This window comes from Methylobacterium terricola (assembly GCF_006151805.1).
GTDB classification, from domain to species: domain Bacteria; phylum Pseudomonadota; class Alphaproteobacteria; order Rhizobiales; family Beijerinckiaceae; genus Methylobacterium; species Methylobacterium terricola.
Genome location: NZ_VDDA01000012.1, coordinates 31934 through 49223 on the forward strand (window position 1 = coordinate 31934; position 17290 = coordinate 49223).

The 17290-nt window shown below is 72.5% G+C and carries 15 protein-coding genes; 8 read left to right on the forward strand and 7 right to left on the reverse strand.

From position 1 onward, the window contains the following. Positions 1-46: 46 nt before the first annotated feature. Positions 47-2209 (reverse strand): methylmalonyl-CoA mutase, encoded by a 2163-nt coding sequence (gene scpA / locus FF100_RS22460; RefSeq protein ID WP_139037995.1) that lies wholly within the window; start codon positions 2207-2209, stop codon positions 47-49. 106 nt (positions 2210-2315) lie between these two features. Beyond that, positions 2316-2657 (reverse strand): hypothetical protein, encoded by a 342-nt coding sequence (locus tag FF100_RS22465; RefSeq protein WP_139037996.1) that lies wholly within the window; start codon positions 2655-2657, stop codon positions 2316-2318. Positions 2658-2705: 48 nt separating this feature from the next. Between FF100_RS22465 and FF100_RS22470 the strand changes: the two genes are divergently transcribed. The 4 genes from FF100_RS22470 (at position 2706) to FF100_RS22485 (ending at position 5684) form a co-directional block, all read left to right on the forward strand. Continuing rightward, entirely contained in the window at positions 2706-3686 is a 981-nt protein-coding gene (locus FF100_RS22470) for a DUF817 domain-containing protein (protein WP_139037997.1), read from the forward strand. Positions 3687-3694: 8 nt separating this feature from the next. Next, positions 3695-4813, forward strand: a complete 1119-nt coding sequence (locus tag FF100_RS22475; RefSeq protein ID WP_139037998.1) for a S1C family serine protease — start codon at positions 3695-3697, stop codon at positions 4811-4813. A gap of 117 nt (positions 4814-4930) precedes the next feature. Further along, positions 4931-5191 (forward strand): hypothetical protein, encoded by a 261-nt coding sequence (locus tag FF100_RS22480; protein ID WP_246102232.1) that lies wholly within the window; start codon positions 4931-4933, stop codon positions 5189-5191. Between the two features lie 136 nt (positions 5192-5327). Continuing rightward, on the forward strand, positions 5328-5684 hold the full coding sequence (locus tag FF100_RS22485) for a hypothetical protein (RefSeq protein WP_139037999.1): 357 nt from the start codon (positions 5328-5330) through the stop codon (positions 5682-5684). A gap of 19 nt (positions 5685-5703) precedes the next feature. Here FF100_RS22485 and FF100_RS22490 read toward each other — a convergent pair whose 3' ends face one another. Next, positions 5704-7017, reverse strand: a complete 1314-nt coding sequence (locus FF100_RS22490; RefSeq protein ID WP_139038000.1) for a flavin monoamine oxidase family protein — start codon at positions 7015-7017, stop codon at positions 5704-5706. Positions 7018-7152: 135 nt separating this feature from the next. On the opposite strand from FF100_RS22490, the gene FF100_RS22495 reads away from it, so the two are divergent. Next, positions 7153-7635, forward strand: coding sequence for a GNAT family N-acetyltransferase (locus tag FF100_RS22495; protein ID WP_139038001.1), 483 nt, complete (start codon positions 7153-7155; stop codon positions 7633-7635). A 205-nt stretch (positions 7636-7840) separates the two neighbouring features. Here FF100_RS22495 and FF100_RS22500 read toward each other — a convergent pair whose 3' ends face one another. The 3 genes from FF100_RS22500 to carA all read right to left on the reverse strand — a co-directional run bounded on the left by FF100_RS22500 (position 7841) and on the right by carA (position 10306). Next, positions 7841-8563, reverse strand: a complete 723-nt coding sequence (locus FF100_RS22500; protein ID WP_139038002.1) for a class I SAM-dependent methyltransferase — start codon at positions 8561-8563, stop codon at positions 7841-7843. An 18-nt stretch (positions 8564-8581) separates the two neighbouring features. Continuing rightward, a complete protein-coding gene (locus FF100_RS22505; RefSeq protein ID WP_139038003.1) occupies positions 8582-8953 on the reverse strand; it encodes a hypothetical protein in 372 nt (123 codons plus the stop codon). 138 nt (positions 8954-9091) lie between these two features. Further along, positions 9092-10306 carry a glutamine-hydrolyzing carbamoyl-phosphate synthase small subunit gene (carA, locus tag FF100_RS22510; RefSeq protein ID WP_139038004.1) on the reverse strand — a complete coding sequence of 405 codons (1215 nt, stop codon included), beginning with the start codon at positions 10304-10306 and terminating at the stop codon, positions 9092-9094. 176 nt (positions 10307-10482) lie between these two features. Between carA and FF100_RS22515 the strand changes: the two genes are divergently transcribed. The 3 genes from FF100_RS22515 to FF100_RS22525 all read left to right on the forward strand — a co-directional run bounded on the left by FF100_RS22515 (position 10483) and on the right by FF100_RS22525 (position 15354). Further along, positions 10483-10935 (forward strand): GatB/YqeY domain-containing protein, encoded by a 453-nt coding sequence (locus tag FF100_RS22515; protein WP_139038118.1) that lies wholly within the window; start codon positions 10483-10485, stop codon positions 10933-10935. 306 nt (positions 10936-11241) lie between these two features. Next, the gene (locus FF100_RS22520; RefSeq protein WP_139038005.1) at positions 11242-13323 is read left to right on the forward strand and encodes a methyl-accepting chemotaxis protein; all 2082 of its coding nucleotides are present in this window, start codon (positions 11242-11244) and stop codon (positions 13321-13323) included. Between the two features lie 126 nt (positions 13324-13449). Next, positions 13450-15354 (forward strand): M23 family metallopeptidase, encoded by a 1905-nt coding sequence (locus tag FF100_RS22525; RefSeq protein ID WP_246102233.1) that lies wholly within the window; start codon positions 13450-13452, stop codon positions 15352-15354. 169 nt (positions 15355-15523) lie between these two features. Here FF100_RS22525 and FF100_RS22530 read toward each other — a convergent pair whose 3' ends face one another. Beyond that, positions 15524-17218: an AMP-binding protein gene (locus FF100_RS22530; RefSeq protein ID WP_139038119.1), complete on the reverse strand. Its 1695-nt coding sequence runs from the start codon at positions 17216-17218 to the stop codon at positions 15524-15526. Between the last annotated feature and the right edge of the window lie 72 nt (positions 17219-17290).

Below are 17290 nucleotides of genomic sequence, written 5' to 3' on the forward strand. Positions count from 1 at the left end.
CGCGTCCCCCCCGAAAGCCACGCTCTCGTGAGAGCCGCGCCCCGCCCTACTCCGCGGCGATCCGCGGCGCGTAGCCGAGCCGCGTGTTCAACTCCCCGATCAGCTCCGAGGCGGCCTCGGCGATGACGGTGCCGGGCGGGAAGATCGCCGAGGCGCCGGCCTGGCGGAGCGCCGCGAAGTCGCCGGGCGGGATCACGCCGCCGACGACGATCATCACGTCGGGCCGTCCGGCCTCGTCGAGGGCCCGCTTCAGCTCCGGCACCAGCGTCAGGTGGCCGGCGGCCAGCGACGAGACGCCGACGATGTGGACGTCGTTCTCCACCGCCTGGCGCGCCGCCTCCTCGGGGGTGGCGAAGAGCGGGCCGATATCGACGTCGAAGCCGAGATCGGCGAAGGCCGAGGCGATCACCTTCTGGCCGCGGTCGTGCCCGTCCTGGCCCATCTTGGCGACCAGGATGCGGGGGCGGCGCCCATCCGCTTCCTCGAAGGCCTCGACCAGACCGCGCACCCGCTCGACCGCCGCCGACATGCCGCCCATCTCCCGCTTGTAGACGCCCGAGATCGCCCGGATCTCGGCCCGGTGCCGGCCCCAGGCCCGCTCCAGGGCCTCCGAGATCTCGCCGACCGTGGCCTTCTCGCGCGCCGCCTCGACCGCGAGGGCGAGCAGGTTGCCGCTGCCCTTGGCCGCTTCGGTCAGCGCCGCGAGCCGCGCCTCGACCGCCTGGCCGTCGCGCTCGGCGCGCAGGCGCGTCAGCTTGTCGATCTGGAGCGTGCGGACGTTGCCGTTGTCGACCCGCAGGAGGTCGATCGCCCGGTCGCCGTCGGGCTTGTAGCGGTTGACGCCGACGATGACCTGCTGGCCCGAATCGATCCGCGCCTGGGTGCGGGCCGCCGCCTCCTCGATGCGCAGCTTCGGGATGCCGGCCTCGATCGCCTTGGCCATGCCGCCGAGCGCCTCGACCTCGCGGATATGGGCCGAGGCCCGGGCGACGAGATCCTGGGTCAGCCGCTCGACGTAGTAGGAGCCGCCCCACGGATCGATGATCCGGGTGGTGCCGCTCTCCTGCTGCAGGAACAGCTGGGTGTTGCGGGCGATGCGGGCCGAGAAGTCGGTCGGCAACGCCAGCGCCTCGTCCAGCGCGTTGGTGTGGAGCGACTGGGTGCCGCCCTGCGTCGCCGCCATCGCCTCGACGCAGGTGCGGGTGACGTTGTTGAACACGTCCTGCGCCGTCAGCGACCAGCCCGAGGTCTGCGAGTGGGTGCGGAGCGCCAGGGACTTGTCGGATTTCGGCGCGAACTCCTTGACGAGCGAGGCCCAGAGCAGGCGCGCCGCCCGCATCTTGGCCACCTCCATGAAGAAGTTCATCCCGATCGCCCAGAAGAACGACAGGCGGGGGGCGAACTTGTCGATGTCGAGCCCCGCCGCCAGCCCGGCGCGGATGTACTCGACGCCGTCGGCGAGCGTGTAGGCGAGTTCGAGATCCTGCGTCGCCCCGGCCTCCTGCATGTGGTAGCCGGAGATCGAGATCGAGTTGAACTTCGGCATGTGGGCCGAGGTATAGGCGAAGATGTCCGAGATGATCCGCATCGACCCGGCCGGCGGGTAGATGTAGGTGTTGCGGACCATGAACTCCTTGAGGATGTCGTTCTGGATCGTGCCGGCGAGCTTCTCCGGCGGGACGCCCTGTTCCTCGGCGGCGACGATGTAGAGGGCGAGCACCGGCAGCACCGCGCCGTTCATCGTCATCGACACGGTCATCTGGTCGAGGGGAATCCCCGAGAACAGCGTCCGCATGTCGTAGATCGAGTCGATCGCGACGCCCGCCATGCCGACATCGCCCGAGACCCGCGGGTGGTCGGAATCGTAGCCGCGATGGGTGGCGAGGTCGAAGGCGACCGACAGCCCCTTCTGCCCGGCCGCGAGGTTGCGGCGGTAGAAGGCGTTCGAATCCTCGGCCGTGGAGAAGCCGGCATATTGCCGGATCGTCCAGGGCTGGCTCGCATACATGGTGGGATAGGGCCCGCGCAGGAACGGCGCGATACCCGGATAGGAGCCGGCGAGATCGAGCCCGGCCCGGTCCTGGGGACCATAAGCACCCTTCACCGGGATCCCCTCGGGGGTCATCCACGGCTCGGCGGGGCTGGGCATCGCGGCGGTCGATTGGGCCGCCGCGTAGGCGATCTCCGAGAAATCCGGGATGCGGGTCATCGGCCTGGGGCTCTCGTGGCTGGCGTTCCTTAACGCCGACTTATAGGCCCGGGTGCCGCTGCGGCCAATGGGTGGAAGGTCGAGGGTCGGGCGCGATCAGGGCGCCTCACTCGCTCTCCGCCATCGTCCCGCGCGCCCTTGCCCGCGCCCAGTCGCGCCGCCGCTGGTCCGCCTTCGATTGCAACGCCTCCCGCTCCACCGGCACGGTGGCGTAGAACTCCGCGACCGCGGCTCCGCCATGGATGCGCTGGCCGCGGCCGGCCTCCTGCCGCAGCCGCCAGCAGCCCAGCGCCTGGCGCTCGCCGTCACTCCGGGCGCGGGTGCAGGCCTCGGCCCGGCGGTCGCGGGGCGAGGCTTCGGCGGCCCCCGGGAGGGCCGTCAGCACGAGGGGCGCCATGAGGGCGAGACAGGCAAAGGCGCGAGGAGACAGCGACGGCTTGCGGAGCATTCCGGACCTTTCGTATGGGGAGGACCTCAAGCCTAGAGACCCCGTCCCATGCCTGCAACCTTGCCGGGCCGCCAGCCGTCCGACAGCGCAGCCAGGCTCTGGGCGCCGCTCGCCGGTTTCGCCGCGCGCGAGGAGCGGCTCGGCGCCTGGGCCGAGGCGCGCGGCCCAGTCTGGGCCAAGTTCTACGAGTTCCTGCGCTTCGGGGTGAAGCAGGGCTGGGCCTGCCTGTTCGGCGGTGCCTTGTGCGGGCTCCTGATCCTCACCCACCTCGCCTGGCCGGCCGGCGCGCCGGTCGCCCGCTACGATGCCCTCACCCTCGCGGCGATCGCGATCCAGGTCGCGATGCTGGCCTTCCGCCTCGAGACCTGGGAGGAGGCCAAGGTCATCCTGGTCTTCCACGCCGTCGGCACCGCCATGGAGCTGTTCAAGACCGCGATGGGCTCCTGGGTCTACCCCGAGCCGAGCTGGCTTCGCCTCGGCGGCGTGCCGCTCTTCACCGGCTTCCTCTATGCCAGCGTCGGCTCCTACCTCGCCCGGGTCTGGCGGCTGTTCGATTTCCGCTTCACCCGCCATCCGCCGCTGTGGACCCTCGTCGTCCTGTCGCTGGCGATCTACGTCAACTTCTTCACCCAGCACGCCGTCACCGACCTGCGCCTCGTCCTGTTCGCGGGCGCCGCCGCGCTGTTCGGCCCGTGCGTGATCCATTTCCGGGTCTGGCGGGCCTACCGGCGCATGCCGCTCCTCCTCAGCCTCCTCCTCGTCACCCTGTTCATCTGGTTTGCCGAGAATATCGGCACCGCGACGCGGGGATGGATCTACCCCCACCAGGCCGCCGGCTGGGCGGCGGTGTCGCCCCAGACATTCGGCTCGTGGTTCCTGCTGATGATCATCTCCTACACCCTGGTGGCGCTGGCGAGCCGGCCGGCCCGCCTCTCCGATCCTGGGGCAGCCATTGACGCCGCACCCGTCCCGCCCACTTCCCCGACAGCCATGGCCGAGCCTCGCCCGGCCGGTTCCTTTCCGGAGTGACGAAAAAGGTGCCCGATCGCTTCCTGCGGATCGCCCTGACCACCGCCCTGGTGCTGCTCGCCCTGTTCGTGGCGCAGCCCTACGTCACGAGCCTGCTGTTCTCCGCCGATACCCCCCGGGCGGTGACGGCGCGGGGCGACCTGTCGCCGATCGAGGCCGCGACGGTCGCCCTGTTCGAGCGCGCGGCGCCGTCGGTGGTCTACGTCTTCGCCCGCCAGCCGCAGGCGGCGGTGTCGTTCGATCCCGAGACCGGCGAGCGCCGGCAGGGCGGCGGCGAACAGACCGGCTCGGGCTTCGTCTGGGACGCCGCCGGCCACGTCGTCACCAACAACCACGTCATCCAGGGCGGCGGCGACATCCAGGTCCGGCTCTCCACCGGCGAGGTGGTGCCTGCGACCGTGGCCGGCACCGACCCGAACTACGACCTCGCGGTCTTGAGGCTCGGGCGCGTCGCGTCCGCGCCGCCGCCGATCGCCATCGGCACCTCGGCCGATCTCAAGGTCGGGCAGTTCACCTACGCGATCGGCAACCCGTTCGGCCTCGACCACACCCTGACGACCGGGGTGGTGAGCGCGCTCCAGCGCCGGCTGCCGACCGCGGAGGGGCGCGAGCTCTCCGGGGTGATCCAGACCGACGCGGCGATCAACCCGGGCAATTCCGGCGGCCCGCTGCTCGATTCCGCCGGGCGACTGATCGGCGTCAACACCGCGATCTTCTCGCCCTCGGGCGCCAGCGCCGGCATCGGCTTCGCGATCCCCGTCGACGTGGTCAACCGGGTGGTGCCGAACCTGATCCGTACCGGCCGCACGCCCACGCCCGGCATCGGCATCGTGGCGGCCAGCGAGGATGCGGCGTCGCGGCTCGGCATCGACGGAATCGTGGTGGTGCGGGTGTTGCCGGGCTCGCCGGCCGCGGCGGCCGGGATCCAGGGCGTCGATCCGGCGACCGGCGAACTCGGCGACATCATCATGGGGGTGAACGGCCGCCCGGTGCGCCGCCTCGCCGACCTCACTGCCGCGCTCGAATCCACCGGCCTCGGCCGCAGCGTGCCGCTCCAGATCGAGCGAGACGGGCGGGCGGTGACCGTGTCGGTCACCCCGGCCGATATGGGCCAGCGCCGGCGCTGACGCGACGGAGAACGAGCGAGCCGTCCGGTCTCGGAACGATCGGACGGTCGGCCCGGTCGCGTCCCGGCGACGAAGGCGCTATCCTGGTCGCCGAGTCCTGACCGGAGCCCCTCTGCCGTGACCGTCCGCCTCGTCGCCGCCCTCCTCGTGACGGCCACCGCCCTGCCGGTCATGGCAGGCGAGCGGGGCGCCCCGAGGCCGCGCCTGTGCCCGCAGGACGCGCCGCCCGGCGTGCGCCTGCCCGACCGGCCGGAATGCCGCGAGGCGCCCCCCGCGGCCGTCCGGGCGACGGCTCCGGGCTTCATCGATCTCGGCAACGACACGTCGCTGCGCATCAGCGGACGCGCCGCCTACGAGTTCGGCACTGTCAAACGGTAGGCCTGCCCTCGACCGGTCCTGCCCGTCGGGCGGGACCGCCGCCCCGCTCCGCCGAGAATCGCCCCCGACGCCCTGCCGCTCGGGAACCCCGCCGCCCGCCGGGGCATTCGCTTCCTGAGGCGAAAGGGAGAGCGCGATGATCCTTGCAGCCTGCGAGGGCCGGCACTGGCAATACGAGATCGTCGAGCATGCCGACGGCTACGTCGTGCGGATGCGCGACCTCGAATCCGGCAATCTCGACGATGACGGGACCACGGTCTTCCGCACCATGCCGGTCGCCTTCGCCTTCGCGGAGATGTCGGCGGCCTTCGACCGCTTCACCGCCTCGACCGACGACGAGCCCGACGACGCCCAGATGGCGACCGACTTCGCGGTGACCGAGCGTGCCTTCAGCGACCTCAGCAGCCGCCTGTGCGACGGCGGCGTCGCCGGCAGCATGGTCCAGGCCTGGGAGCGGCAGCCGGAGGGCGGTCCGCGGCTGACGCTGCATTGAACGATCAGGCTCGCGCGGCTCACGAGCCGAGCCGCTTGAGCACCTCCCCGGCCGCCCGCTCGCCGTCGAGCGTCGCGCCGCCGACCGTCATCGCGCCGCCGCCGGCCAGAGCTTCGCCGGCGAGGAAGATCCGCTCGGCCACCGGCGCCCGCAGGGCCTCGCGGGCGGAAAGATGGCCCGGCCGTGCGATCGAGTAGCTGCCGCGGGCGAACGGGTCGGTCCACCAGGCGGCGAGGCGCCCGGCCGTGATGCCTGAGCGGATCCCTGCCCCGAAGACGCTGACCAGATGATCGGTCGCCGCCGCGACCGCGGCCGCCTCCCCGGCCTCGCAGAGGGAACGGGCGCCGTCGCCGCCACAATGGAACACCGCCAGCGGCTTCCCGAACGGCTGCATCTCCAGATAGGCGGTCAGGCCGGGCGTGCCGCTCCGCAGGATCACCGCGTCGCGCAGGTCCTGGCTGCCGAGGCGGGCAGGATCGAGGGCGAGCCCGATCTTGGTGTAGGAGCCCATGCGTAACCCCGCCACCGCGGCGACGGTCGCCGCCGGCAGGTCGGGGACGAAGCGGAGCGCGCCCGCCGCCAGCACGCCGACCGGCACCGTGACGATCGCGCAGGCTGCCCGCAAGGTGCCGCGGGGCGTCTCGACCGCGACCCCTGCGCCGCGCCAGTCGATCATGGTGGCCGGGGTGCCGAGCCGCACCGGCAGGTCGGCGTAGTGGCCAGCGACGAGGGCGCCGTAGCCGTCGACCCAGATGTCGTCGCCGGACCAGAGCTGGTCGTAATCGGCGCAGGAGACCCGGTCCGGCTCCTCGCCGAGGGTGAGGCGGGTGAGCCCGGTGGCGGCGGCCCGTGCCGCCTCGTCCTCGCCGGACACCGCATCGGCGACCGAGCGGTCCGGCGCGGCCGGATGGTCGAGGAGCAGGCTGACGCGGCCGAACCCGGCCCGACGCTGGCGCCGCTCGGCCTCGCTCGCCCGGACGCCGTCCTTGACCAGGACCGGCCAGGGGCTGGTGGCGTCGTCGCTGGTGCGGACCTTGGCCGCCCGGGCGATCTCCCGCCACGGGTTGCGCTCGGCCCAGTGGACGTATTGCCCGCCGGCATCGAAGCTGCGGCCCGCGCCGAGCGCGGTCTCGGTGAAGGCCCGCCCGCCGGTCCGCTCGCGCGCCTCCAGGACCACGACGCTGTGGCCGCTGCGCCGGACCGCCGCCGCGGCGGCGAGGCCGGCGGCGCCGGCACCGACCACCACGACATCGGCATCCGCCGCCGCGCGGGCCTTCGGCAACGCGGCCAGCACGGCCGCCCCGGCCATGAGGGAGCGACGCGACAGCGTCATCCCGGTTCTCCGTCTCGTTCCTGTCCGATCTCACCTCGGCGGCGGCGGAGCATCGGCAAGGCACGCGCGGCGAAATATCGCCCGACCGGCGCCCCGCGCTTCCGGACCGGCGCCGGCCTCGCTATGACGGCCATCATGCTGATTCGCCCTGCCCGCCCCGAGGACGCCGCCGCCATCCGGTCGATCATCGCACCGGTGATCCGCGCCGGCGAGACCTACACCCTCGACCCAGACATGACCGAGGCCGACGCCCTGGCCTACTGGACGGGGCCGGACAAGGAGACCTTCGTTGCCGAGGAGGCCGGGGAGGTCGTCGGCACCTATTACATGCGGCCGAACCAGGCCGGTGGCGGCCGCCACGTCTGCAATTGCGGGTACATGACCCGCGCGGGGGCGACGGGCCGCGGGATCGCCCGGCGGATGGCCGCGCACTCGCTCGACCACGCCCGTTCGCACGGCTACCGGGGGATGCAGTTCAACTTCGTCGTCAGCACGAACGAGCGCGCCGTGCGGCTGTGGCATTCGCTCGGCTTCGCGACGGTGGGGCGCCTGCCGCTGGCCTTCCGGCATCCGGTGCAGGGGTATGTCGATGCGCTGGTGATGTTCCAGGCCCTGTAAGGCCGAGCGCGGTCATTTCCGGGGTCTTCGCGGTCTGATCGGCAGAGCGGCAGGCCGGCATCGTCGATCAGGAGCAGCGCCGCGGCGCCCGGACGCCATGCGCGAGCCGGTTGCCCTGGCCGACACGAGTGGAGCGCACCGCAGGTCGCCCTCTCCTGAACCGTCAGGGGTTCCGGGCTGCGGCGCCGGAGCGGCGGCGTGTCCGTCACCGCCGGTCGAGGTCGACCTCAGGCGCCGACACCCGCGCCACGAACGCCATCCGGCCCTGATTGTGCCCGAGATTCCGCGGCATTCGCTCGGCCTGGAAGCCGGCGGCCCTGAGCCGCGCCAGCATCGCCGCCTCGTCGTAGCGGGCGAGCCCGAGCCGCTGGCGCAGCGTGCGGTAATCCGACAGCAAGGTACGGGCGAGGCCGAGACCGGCCGCCATGAGGAAGCCCTCACGCCGGGCGAAGGCAAGGAGGGCCGCCGCATCGGCGACGGCGCCGAGCTGCGGCGGAATCACGTCGGCGAGGATCAGCCGGCCGCCGGGCTTGAGCGCGCGGCGCCAATCCGCGAGGCAGGCCTCGAGCTCGGCCGCGGTGAGGTACTGCGCCAGGGAATTCGCCACCACGAGGTCGAGGCTGGCCGCGGGCAAGGCGGCGACCGCCTCGGGCGCCAGGACGACGATGCGGGGCTGGGCGGCGAAACGCTGCGACAGGGCCGCGCGCTGGCGCGGGGAGGCGTCGCAGAGGAGGAGCCGGCCGCACGATGCCGCGACCCGGTCGGCGGAGAGAGCCTCGCCGCACCCGTGGTCGAGCACCACGGCGCCGGAATGCGGCACCAGGGCCGCCATCTCCTCGGCCAGCCCGGCATAATGCCGGGCCTTGTGGCGCGCGTTGACGTAGATCGGGGTGTCGCGGTCCCAGAACTCGCGCCAGGAGGCGACCATGACGGTGCGACCGCCGGCTCAGCCGCCGATCAGCAGGACCGAGACGGCCCGGTCGATCGAGAGGTAGAACACCGCGAAGGCGACGAGGGCCGCGAGGGCGAACTCGGCGGCATCGTTCGGCAGGGCGCGCAGCTCGCGCAGGGTCTCGCGGCCGTAGACGGCGCCGAGCCAGGCCAGGGTCAGCACTACCGGCATCGCGAACAGGAACGACCACGTGCTCTCGACCCGGCTCGCCATCGGGTCCATCAGCGCGCGGATGTTGCGCACCCACGGCGCCTGGACCGCCGCCGCCAGGGTGGTGACCCAGGCCAGACCCACGGCGATGCCGAGATGGGTCGTGAAGGTGCGGTGCAGGCGCGAGAAGCTGTCGGTCGCGGCGTGGTCGGTCACTGGGCAAGCCCCCGAAATCGCGGCCCCGCGACGATCGTTGAACCGTCGTCGCTCCGGGGCGGGTACGGCCGGGAGAATCGGCCGCGAGTTCGGGTTTTTTGTGGCTGCGGCCGGAACCGGCCGCAACCTTTTTCGACGTTAGGCGTTGCTGCTCTTCGTCTCGCGCATGAGCGTCACGAAGCGGTCGAACAGGTAGTGGCTGTCCTGCGGGCCCGGCGAGGCCTCGGGGTGGTGCTGCACCGAGAAGGCCGGGCGGTCGGTCAGCGTCAGGCCGCAATTCGAGCCGTCGAACAGCGAGACATGGGTCTCGACGGCGTTCGCAGGCAGGCTGTCCGGGTCGACCGCGAAGCCGTGGTTCATCGAGACGATCTCGACCTTGCCGGTGGTGCGGTCCTTCACCGGATGGTTGGCGCCGTGATGGCCCTGGCTCATCTTCACCGTGCGGCCGCCGAGGGCGAGGCCCATCAGCTGGTGGCCGAGGCAGATGCCGAAGGTCGGGACCTTCTGGTCGAGGAGGGCGCGGATCACCGGCACGGCGTATTCGCCGGTCGCCGCCGGGTCGCCGGGGCCGTTCGACAGGAAGACGCCGTCGGGCTTGAGCGCCAGCACCTCGTCCGCGCTGGCGGTGGCCGGCACCACGGTGACGTCGCAGCCGGCCTTGGCCAGGAGGCGCAGGATGTTGCGCTTCACGCCGTAATCGATCGCCACGACCTTGAGGCCCTCGCCCGCGGCGCGGCTGCCGTAGCCGGCCGGGTGCTGCCAGACGGTCTCGCCCCAGTTCTGCGATTCGCGGCTCGTCACCGGCGGCACCAGGTCGAGGCCTTCCATCGGCGGGAGCGACGCGGCCTTGGCGCTCAGGGCCGCGCGGTCGAAGCGGCCCTGCGGATCGTTCGCCAGGATCGCGTTCGGCATGCCGCGGTCGCGGATGAGCGCGGTCAGCGCCCTGGTATCCACGCCGGTGATGCCGATGATGCCGCGCGCCTTCAGCCAGCCGTCGAGATGGCTGGACGACCGCCAGTTCGAGGGATTGGTGACGGCCGAGGCGATCACCGCGCCGCGCACGCCGGAGGCCGGCGCCGCGTCGAGGCTCTCCAGGTCCTCGTCGTTGGTGCCGACATTGCCGATATGCGGGAAGGTGAAGGTGACGATCTGCCCGGCATAGGACGGATCGGTCAGGATCTCCTGGTAGCCGGTCATCGCGGTGTTGAAGCAGACCTCGCCGGCGGCCTCGCCGGTGGCGCCGATGCCGAAACCCTCCAGGATCGTGCCGTCGGCGAGCACCAGAAGGGCGGTCGCGACGGGCTCGGCCCAGCCTTCGGGTTGCGCGGGGGCGGCCGCGTCGTCTTGCAGCATGATCGTGATCTCGCTTATGTCGCGGCCGGGCACGGCCGACGGGCGCGGCCGGCTGTTTACGAGGCCGGCAGCGGCCCGGTCAATCTGGGGATGCCCCGGTATCCCCTCAAGTGCCTCGCCTTTCAAGTGCCTTATCGGGCACGACTTGCCCCATGCGACAACACCAGGAGACCGGCATGCTGCGCCAGCGCCTCACCGCCGAGATGAAGGAGGCCATGAAGGCCGGCGACAAGGCGAAGCTCGCCACCGTCCGGCTGATCCAGGCCGCCCTCAAGGACAAGGACATCGAGGCCCGCGGACTCGGCAAGGAGCCCCTCGTCGACGAGGACATCTTCGCCCTGCTCCAGAAGATGATCAAGCAGCGCAACGAATCGGCCACGGTCTACGACCAGGGCGGCCGCCCGGAGCTCGCCGAGGGCGAGCGGGCCGAGGCCGCCATCATCGCCCAGTTCCTGCCCCAGCAGATGGACGAGGACGAGACCCGCGCGGCGATCCAGGCCACCATCGCGGAGACCGGCGCGACCTCGCCGAAGGACATGGGCAAGGTCATCGCGGCGCTCAAAGGGGCCTATGCCGGCCGGATGGATTTCGGCAAGGCGAGCGCGCTGGTGAAGGCGGCCCTGGCCTGAAACCGGCCGGGGGCTCCCGGCCCCAACGCAACCGGACGATGCGGGCCGCCCGTCCCGGCGGGTCCGCATCGTCCCCGCGCCCGGCCTTCTTCCGCAGGATCGCCCCGCAGCATTGCCCAGACGACATTCCGCGCGACACTGGTTTCTCTGTCCGCCCTCGTCCGGCCACCCGACGAATACATGATCTAGCGGTTACTCGGCGCCATCGTTAGATCCCCATTAAGCAAGCCGTCACCAGATTGCCCGGATATCCATGGGAGCCCGTGCCGGGTTCCGGCCATCCAGGGGTTCGTCGTGCCGTCGCTGTTGTCCATCAGGGTCCTGGTGCTCGGGATCACGCTCGCGCTTGGGGCGATCGTCGGGGCGATGACGCTCGACGGGGTCCTCGGCGCCTGGACCAGCCACCGTCACGCCCAGACCGTCGCCACCGCGGCGAAGCTCGACCAGCGCATCCTCGAGGCGATGCAGGCCTTCCGCTCGGAGCGCGGCGACACCGCCGCGACCCTGAGCCTGTCGGGCGAGCAGGTCGGGGCGATGCGCACGATCATCGCCGGCCATCGCGGGCGGGTCGACGCGGCGTTGCGGGCGCTGCTCGCCGCCCCCGCCGATCTCGACGTGCCGGGGCTGGCCGCGGCGCTGAAAGACCTCGAAGCCGGCTACCGCGACCAGGTCGCCCTGCGGGCGAGGGCCGACGAGGCCTACGGCCGCGAGGCGGGCGCCCGCGACAAGGCCCTGGCCCCGCTCGTGCTGCAGACCGGGGACGCGGTGCTGGGCCGCCTCGACCAGGTCTCGACGGTGCTCGAGCGGCGGATGGCGCAGCTCGATCCGGCGACCCGGCTCCTGACGAGCGCGAAGAACGACGCCTGGACCGCCCGGGCCACCGCCGGCTCGGCGGCGGTGGTGGTCAACACCGTCCTGTCGAGCGGGAGGCCGCTGACGCCGGAGCAGGCCGCCTCGGTGCAGAACCTGCGCGGCCGCTACGAGGCGGCGTGGGCCCGCGTCGAGCGGGCCGCCGCCGAGCTGCCGCCCGCCGTGACGACGGCGATAGCGACGGCGCAGGCCACCTACTTCACACCGGAGGTGACGGCGGCGGTGCAGCGCAACCTGCGCGCCTTCGCGCCCGGCGCCGAGCCGGCGATGACGCTGCCCGAATGGCAGACCTTCATCACGCCCAAGCTCAACACCCTGGTGGCGGTGGCGGCCGAGGCGCTGAGCACCGGGGTGCGTGCCGCCGATGCGGCGGCCGTGGCCGCGGAGCGCCGGCTCATCGTCAACGCGGTCCTGTTCGCGGCGGCCCTCGCCCTCGTGGGCCTGGCCTGCGCCGTAGTGCATGTCCGCATCGCGGTGCCGATCCGGCGCATGACCGGGGCGATGCAGGCGCTGGCGGACGGCGACACCGCCGTCGCCGTGCCGGCGATGGGCCGGGCCGACGAGATCGGCGCGATGGCCGCCACCGTGCAGGTGTTCAAGGACAACCTCGTCCGCACCCGGGCACTGGAGGCGGAGACCGCGCTCGCCCGGGCCTCGGCCGAAGAGCAGCGCACGGCCGGCATGCGCCAGATGGCCGACGCCTTCGAGCACGCGGTCGGCGACGTGATCGAGCAGGTCGCCGCCGCGGCGACCGAGCTCCAGGCGACCGCCGAGGTGATGTCGCAGGGCGCGAGCCAGACCGCCGGCCGCTCCACCACCGTCGCGAGCGCCGCCGGCCAGACCGCGGAGAATGTCGGCACCGTCGCGGCGGCGGCGGAGGAGCTCGGCGCCTCGGTCGGCGAGATCGGCCGCCGGGTCTCGGGCTCGGCCGCGCTCGCCCGCAGCGCCGTCGACGAGGCCGCCGGCACGGCCGGCCATATGCGCGACCTGAGCGAGGCGGTGGCGCGCATCGGCGACGTGGTCGGGCTGATCTCGTCGATCGCCAGCCAGACCAATCTCCTGGCGCTGAACGCCACGATCGAGGCGGCCCGGGCCGGGGAGGCCGGCCGCGGCTTCGCGGTGGTCGCCGCCGAGGTCAAGGAGCTTGCCGGCCAGACGGCCCGTGCCACGGAGGAGATCACCAGCCAGATCGGCCGGATCCAGGGCAAGACCGGCGACGCGGTCGCGGCGATCGAGGCGGTCACCGGCCGCATCGCCGAGATCGACCGGGTGTCGGTCGGGATCGCGGCGGCGGTGGAGCAGCAGGGCGCGGCGACGCAGGAGATCGTCCGCAACGTCGCCGCGGCCGCCTCCGGCACCCAGGCGGTGACCCGCACGATCGAGGCCGTGGCCGGGGCGGCGGAGGAGACCGGGGCGGCGGCGACGCAGGTTCTGGCGGCCTCCTCCGAGCTGTCGCGGCAATCCAAGCAGCTCTCGGCCGAGGTGGCGCGCTTCCTCGCCACCGTGCGGGCGGCCTGACCCGGGGATCCGGCTCCGAAACCGGGCCGGTCTCAAAACCGTCAAGGTCCTGGCGCCAAGCGGGGCGCGTCCGCCCCCGGGACTCCCCCGGGGGGCGGTGCCCGTCCTCCTGCCAGAATGCCCAGAGTGTCCGTCGACGCGCCCTCCCTTCTCGGTTCCGCCGCCGCGGCGCCGCCCCGGCAGGCCCTCAACCTGCGCTGGCTCGCCGGCAGCCTGCTCACCGGCGTCACCGGCGCCGGCCTGATCGGCGTCGCGCTCTACCTCGCCGCCGCCGACGGCATCGTGCCGGCGGCACCGGAGCGGGCGCTGGCGCCGCATGGCGACGGGGGCACCGGCGACGTCGGCCGCAAGGGCGACCGGCTGGTGCGCGACGAGATGATCGTCGCCGCCAAGACCGCCTTCAAGGCGCCGATGACCGAGCGCGCCGGCGAGCGCGAGGTGATCCGCGTGCATTCCTACGTGCAGATCGCCACCGAGCTGCCCTTGCGCGCGCCCGACCTGCCGGTGCCGCCCTTCGACCCGCTGCGCAGTGCCCGGATCGAGGTGCCGGCTCCGGCCGACGGCGATTCGGACCCGGCCGAGACCGCCGTGACCCTGGTGCGCAGCCCGCTCGCCGACGCGGCGATCGAGACCGGCGCGCCGGCCCTCACGGAGGCCGAGGTCGATGCGATCGTGGCCGAGACCCAGACGCTCTCGGCTGGAGCGCTTGCCGGCGGGACGCTTGCCGGCGGAACGCTGCCGCCGGCCTTCCCGGCCGAGCGCCTGCTGTCCCGCGCCCTGCGGCCGGCCGCCGTGCCCGACGAGGACAGCGCGGAGGCCCGCTTCCGCAACATCGAGGTGCGGATCCTGCCCGAGAACCTGACCGAGATCGCCGAGAGCAGCACCGGCGCCGGTCCGGGCACCGCCCCGCCGCTCTTCGAGGAGCGCGACCTGGTGCTGGGCAAGGACCAGAGCCTCGAGAACCTCCTGAAGCGCAACGGCGCCGAGCCGGCGCGGCTCTCCGCCATGATGGCGAGCCTGAGCGCCCGGGCGAAGGGCGACCTCCCCGACGGCCAGCACGTGCGCCTGCTGATCGCCCCGCAGGGCGACGGCCACGCGCCCGAGAGCCGCGGCATCGCCCGGGTCACGCTCTACGGCGAGGACGGCATCCAGGAGATCGTGGCGGCCAACGACCGCGGCGGCTTCGTCTCGGTGGCGCCGCCGCGGCCGGGCAACACCCCGGAGGAGGACGAGGAATCCGGCGTCACCCTCTACGAGAGCCTGTACGGCACCGCGCTCAAGAACGGCGTGCCGCGCCCGATCATCGAGGAGATGGTCATGGCGCTGGCGACGAGCACCGACCTGCAGCAGCGCACCAGCCCGGGCGACCGGGCCGAGCTGTTCTTCATCGAGGACGAGGATGCCCGGCCGGAGCTGCTCTATGTCGGCTTGCGCATCCACGACGACACGTTCGGCCTCTATCGCTACCGCGTACCGGGCTCGGGCGAGATCGACTATCTCGATCCGAACGGCCGTTCGAGCCAGAAATTCCTGATGCGGCGCCCCGTGGCGGAGGGGCGGATCTCCTCGCCCTTCGGCGCCCGCCTGCACCCGATCCTCGGCTATTACCGGCCGCATAACGGCGTCGACTGGGCGGCGACCCGCGGCACGCCGATCATGGCGACCGGCGACGGCACCATCGTGTCGGCCGGAGCCCGCTCCGGCTACGGCAACCGGGTCGAGATCCAGCACGCCAACGGCTACACCACCGCCTACAACCATATGGCCCGGATCGCCCGCGGCATCGCCCCGGGCGCCCGGGTGCGGCTCGGCCAGGTGATCGGCGCGGTCGGCACCACCGGCCTCTCGACCGGCCCGCATGTCCATTACGAGGTCGCGATCAACGGCCGCTTCGTCGACCCGATGAAGATCCGCCTGCCGAGCGCCCGCGAGCTGACGGGACAGACCCTCGCCACCTTCCGCCAGGCCGAGGAGCAGATCGACGCCCTGCGCCAGAAGCACGGGGGCAAGACGGTGGCGGAGCGCACGTGAGCGGGCGGTCGATCGCCTGACGGATGCCGGCGCTCTCCGGCGGGCCGGCGGAGGTCGAGGACGCCCGGGCGTCTCCCGTCCCCGCGGGCGGCAGGGCCGTCCGGGGAAAACCCGCACCCTGCCTTGCCTCGCATAGTCCCGTGCAGCGGCAGGACCGGGAAGCGACGCCCTACGCCACGACCTCCCCTTCCCGCAGCGCCCGCCGCAGCACCTTGCCGACATTGGTCTTGGGCAGGCTGTCGCGGAAGACGATGCGGCGGGGCACCTTGTAGGCGGTCAGGCCTTCGCGGGCATGGGCCCGCAGCGCCTCGGCGGTGAGGTCGGGGTCGCGGCGCACCACGTGGGCGACGACGCACTCGCCGGTCTCCTCCGAGGTCTCGCCCACCACCGCCACTTCGAGCACGCCCGGATGGGCGGCGAGCACGTCCTCGACCTCGTTCGGGTAGACGTTGAAGCCCGAGACCAGGATCATGTCCTTCATCCGGTCGACGATGCGGATCTGCCCGTCGGGCTCGATCACCGCGATGTCGCCGGTGCGGAAGAAGCCGTCCTGCGTCATGGCGCGGGCGGTCTCGTCGGGCCGGCCCCAGTAGCCGGCCATCACCTGCGGCCCGCGCACGCAGAGCTCGCCGGGCTGGCCCATCGGCAGGGTCGCGCCGGCGGCATCGCGGATGCAGACCTCCGTCGAGGAGACCGGGTAGCCGATGGTGCCGGACCAGTCGTGCAAGGTCGGCGGGTTGATCGAGACGACGGGCGAGGTCTCGGACAGGCCGTAGCCCTCGATCACCGGATTGCCGGTGACGGATTTCCAGCGTTTCGCCACCGGCCCCTGCATCGCCATGCCGCCCGCGATGGCGTGTTCGAGCCGCGACCAATCGACCTTGCCGATGTCGGGGTGGTTGAGGAGCGCGTTGAACAGCGTGTTGACGCCCGACAGGTTGGTGAACCGGCTCTTGCGCAGCAACGCCACGAAGCCTGGAATGTCGCGCGGGTTCGGCACCAGCAGGCAGCACGCGCCGAGCCGCATCATGAAGAAGAAGCAGCAGGTCAGCGCGAAGATATGGTAGAGCGGCAGGGCCGTCACCATCACCCGGCCCGGACCCTCGTCGTCGCGCATGCCGAACCAGACCCGGCTCTGCTCGACATTGGCGGCGACGTTGCGATGGGTCAGCATCGCTCCTTTCGACACGCCGGTGGTGCCGCCGGTATATTGCAGGAAGGCGAGGTCGTCGGGAGACACCGCGACCGGACGGAACGTCGCCTTGCGCCCCGCCGCGAGCGCGGCCTTGAAGCGCGTGCGGCGCGGGGCCGGCAGGACGAAGGGCGGGACCGCCTTCTTGAGGTGGCGCGCCGCCAGGGTGATCAGCGCGCCCTTCGGCCCGAGCCCGTCGCCGGCGCCGGCCACCACCACCCGCTCGAGGCCGGGCAGCTCGGGCAGCGCCTCGGCGACCGTGCGGCCGAAATTCTCCAGCACCACCAGCACCCGGGCGCCGGCATCGCGCAGCTGGTGGATCAGCTCGCGCGGGGTGTAGAGCGGGTTGACGTTGACGACCGTGGCGCCGGCGAGCAGCGCGCCGACGAGGGCGATGGGGAAGGCCGGCACGTTCGGCATCATCAGGGCGACCCGGTCGCCCTTGACCACGCCCTGCGCCTGGAGCCAGGCCGCCATCGCCTCGCCCTCGCGCCTCAAGGTGGCGTAGGTCAGGGAGACACCGAAACAGGTGATGCCCGGGCTGTCGGCGAAACGCCGCGCGCTGGTCTCGATCAGCTCGACCAGGGTGCCGAGGCGCTCAGGTTCGATCTCGGCCGGGACGGATTCCGGATAGGCGGCGAGCCAGGGCCGCGGCGGGGTGTTCGGATCCATCACGCTCGGCCCCGTGCCCATGAATTCCACCCTTTCGGTGCCGGATACCTCGACGGGCTCCCGCTTTCCTTC

Bases quoted from the DNA above. Each gene is read 5' to 3' on its own strand.
- FF100_RS22515 (WP_139038118.1), top strand. From the start codon at position 10,483: ATGCTGCGCCAGCGCCTCACCGCCGAGATGAAGGAGGCCATGAAGGCC.
- FF100_RS22500 (WP_139038002.1), bottom strand. From the start codon at position 8,563: ATGGTCGCCTCCTGGCGCGAGTTCTGGGACCGCGACACCCCGATCTAC.
- FF100_RS22470 (WP_139037997.1), top strand. From the start codon at position 2,706: ATGCCTGCAACCTTGCCGGGCCGCCAGCCGTCCGACAGCGCAGCCAGG.
- carA (WP_139038004.1), bottom strand. From the start codon at position 10,306: ATGCTGCAAGACGACGCGGCCGCCCCCGCGCAACCCGAAGGCTGGGCC.
- FF100_RS22495 (WP_139038001.1), top strand. From the start codon at position 7,153: ATGCTGATTCGCCCTGCCCGCCCCGAGGACGCCGCCGCCATCCGGTCG.
- scpA (WP_139037995.1), bottom strand. From the start codon at position 2,209: ATGACCCGCATCCCGGATTTCTCGGAGATCGCCTACGCGGCGGCCCAA.
- FF100_RS22465 (WP_139037996.1), bottom strand. From the start codon at position 2,657: ATGCTCCGCAAGCCGTCGCTGTCTCCTCGCGCCTTTGCCTGTCTCGCC.
- FF100_RS22530 (WP_139038119.1), bottom strand. From the start codon at position 17,218: ATGGATCCGAACACCCCGCCGCGGCCCTGGCTCGCCGCCTATCCGGAA.
- FF100_RS22485 (WP_139037999.1), top strand. From the start codon at position 5,328: ATGATCCTTGCAGCCTGCGAGGGCCGGCACTGGCAATACGAGATCGTC.
- FF100_RS22490 (WP_139038000.1), bottom strand. From the start codon at position 7,017: ATGACGCTGTCGCGTCGCTCCCTCATGGCCGGGGCGGCCGTGCTGGCC.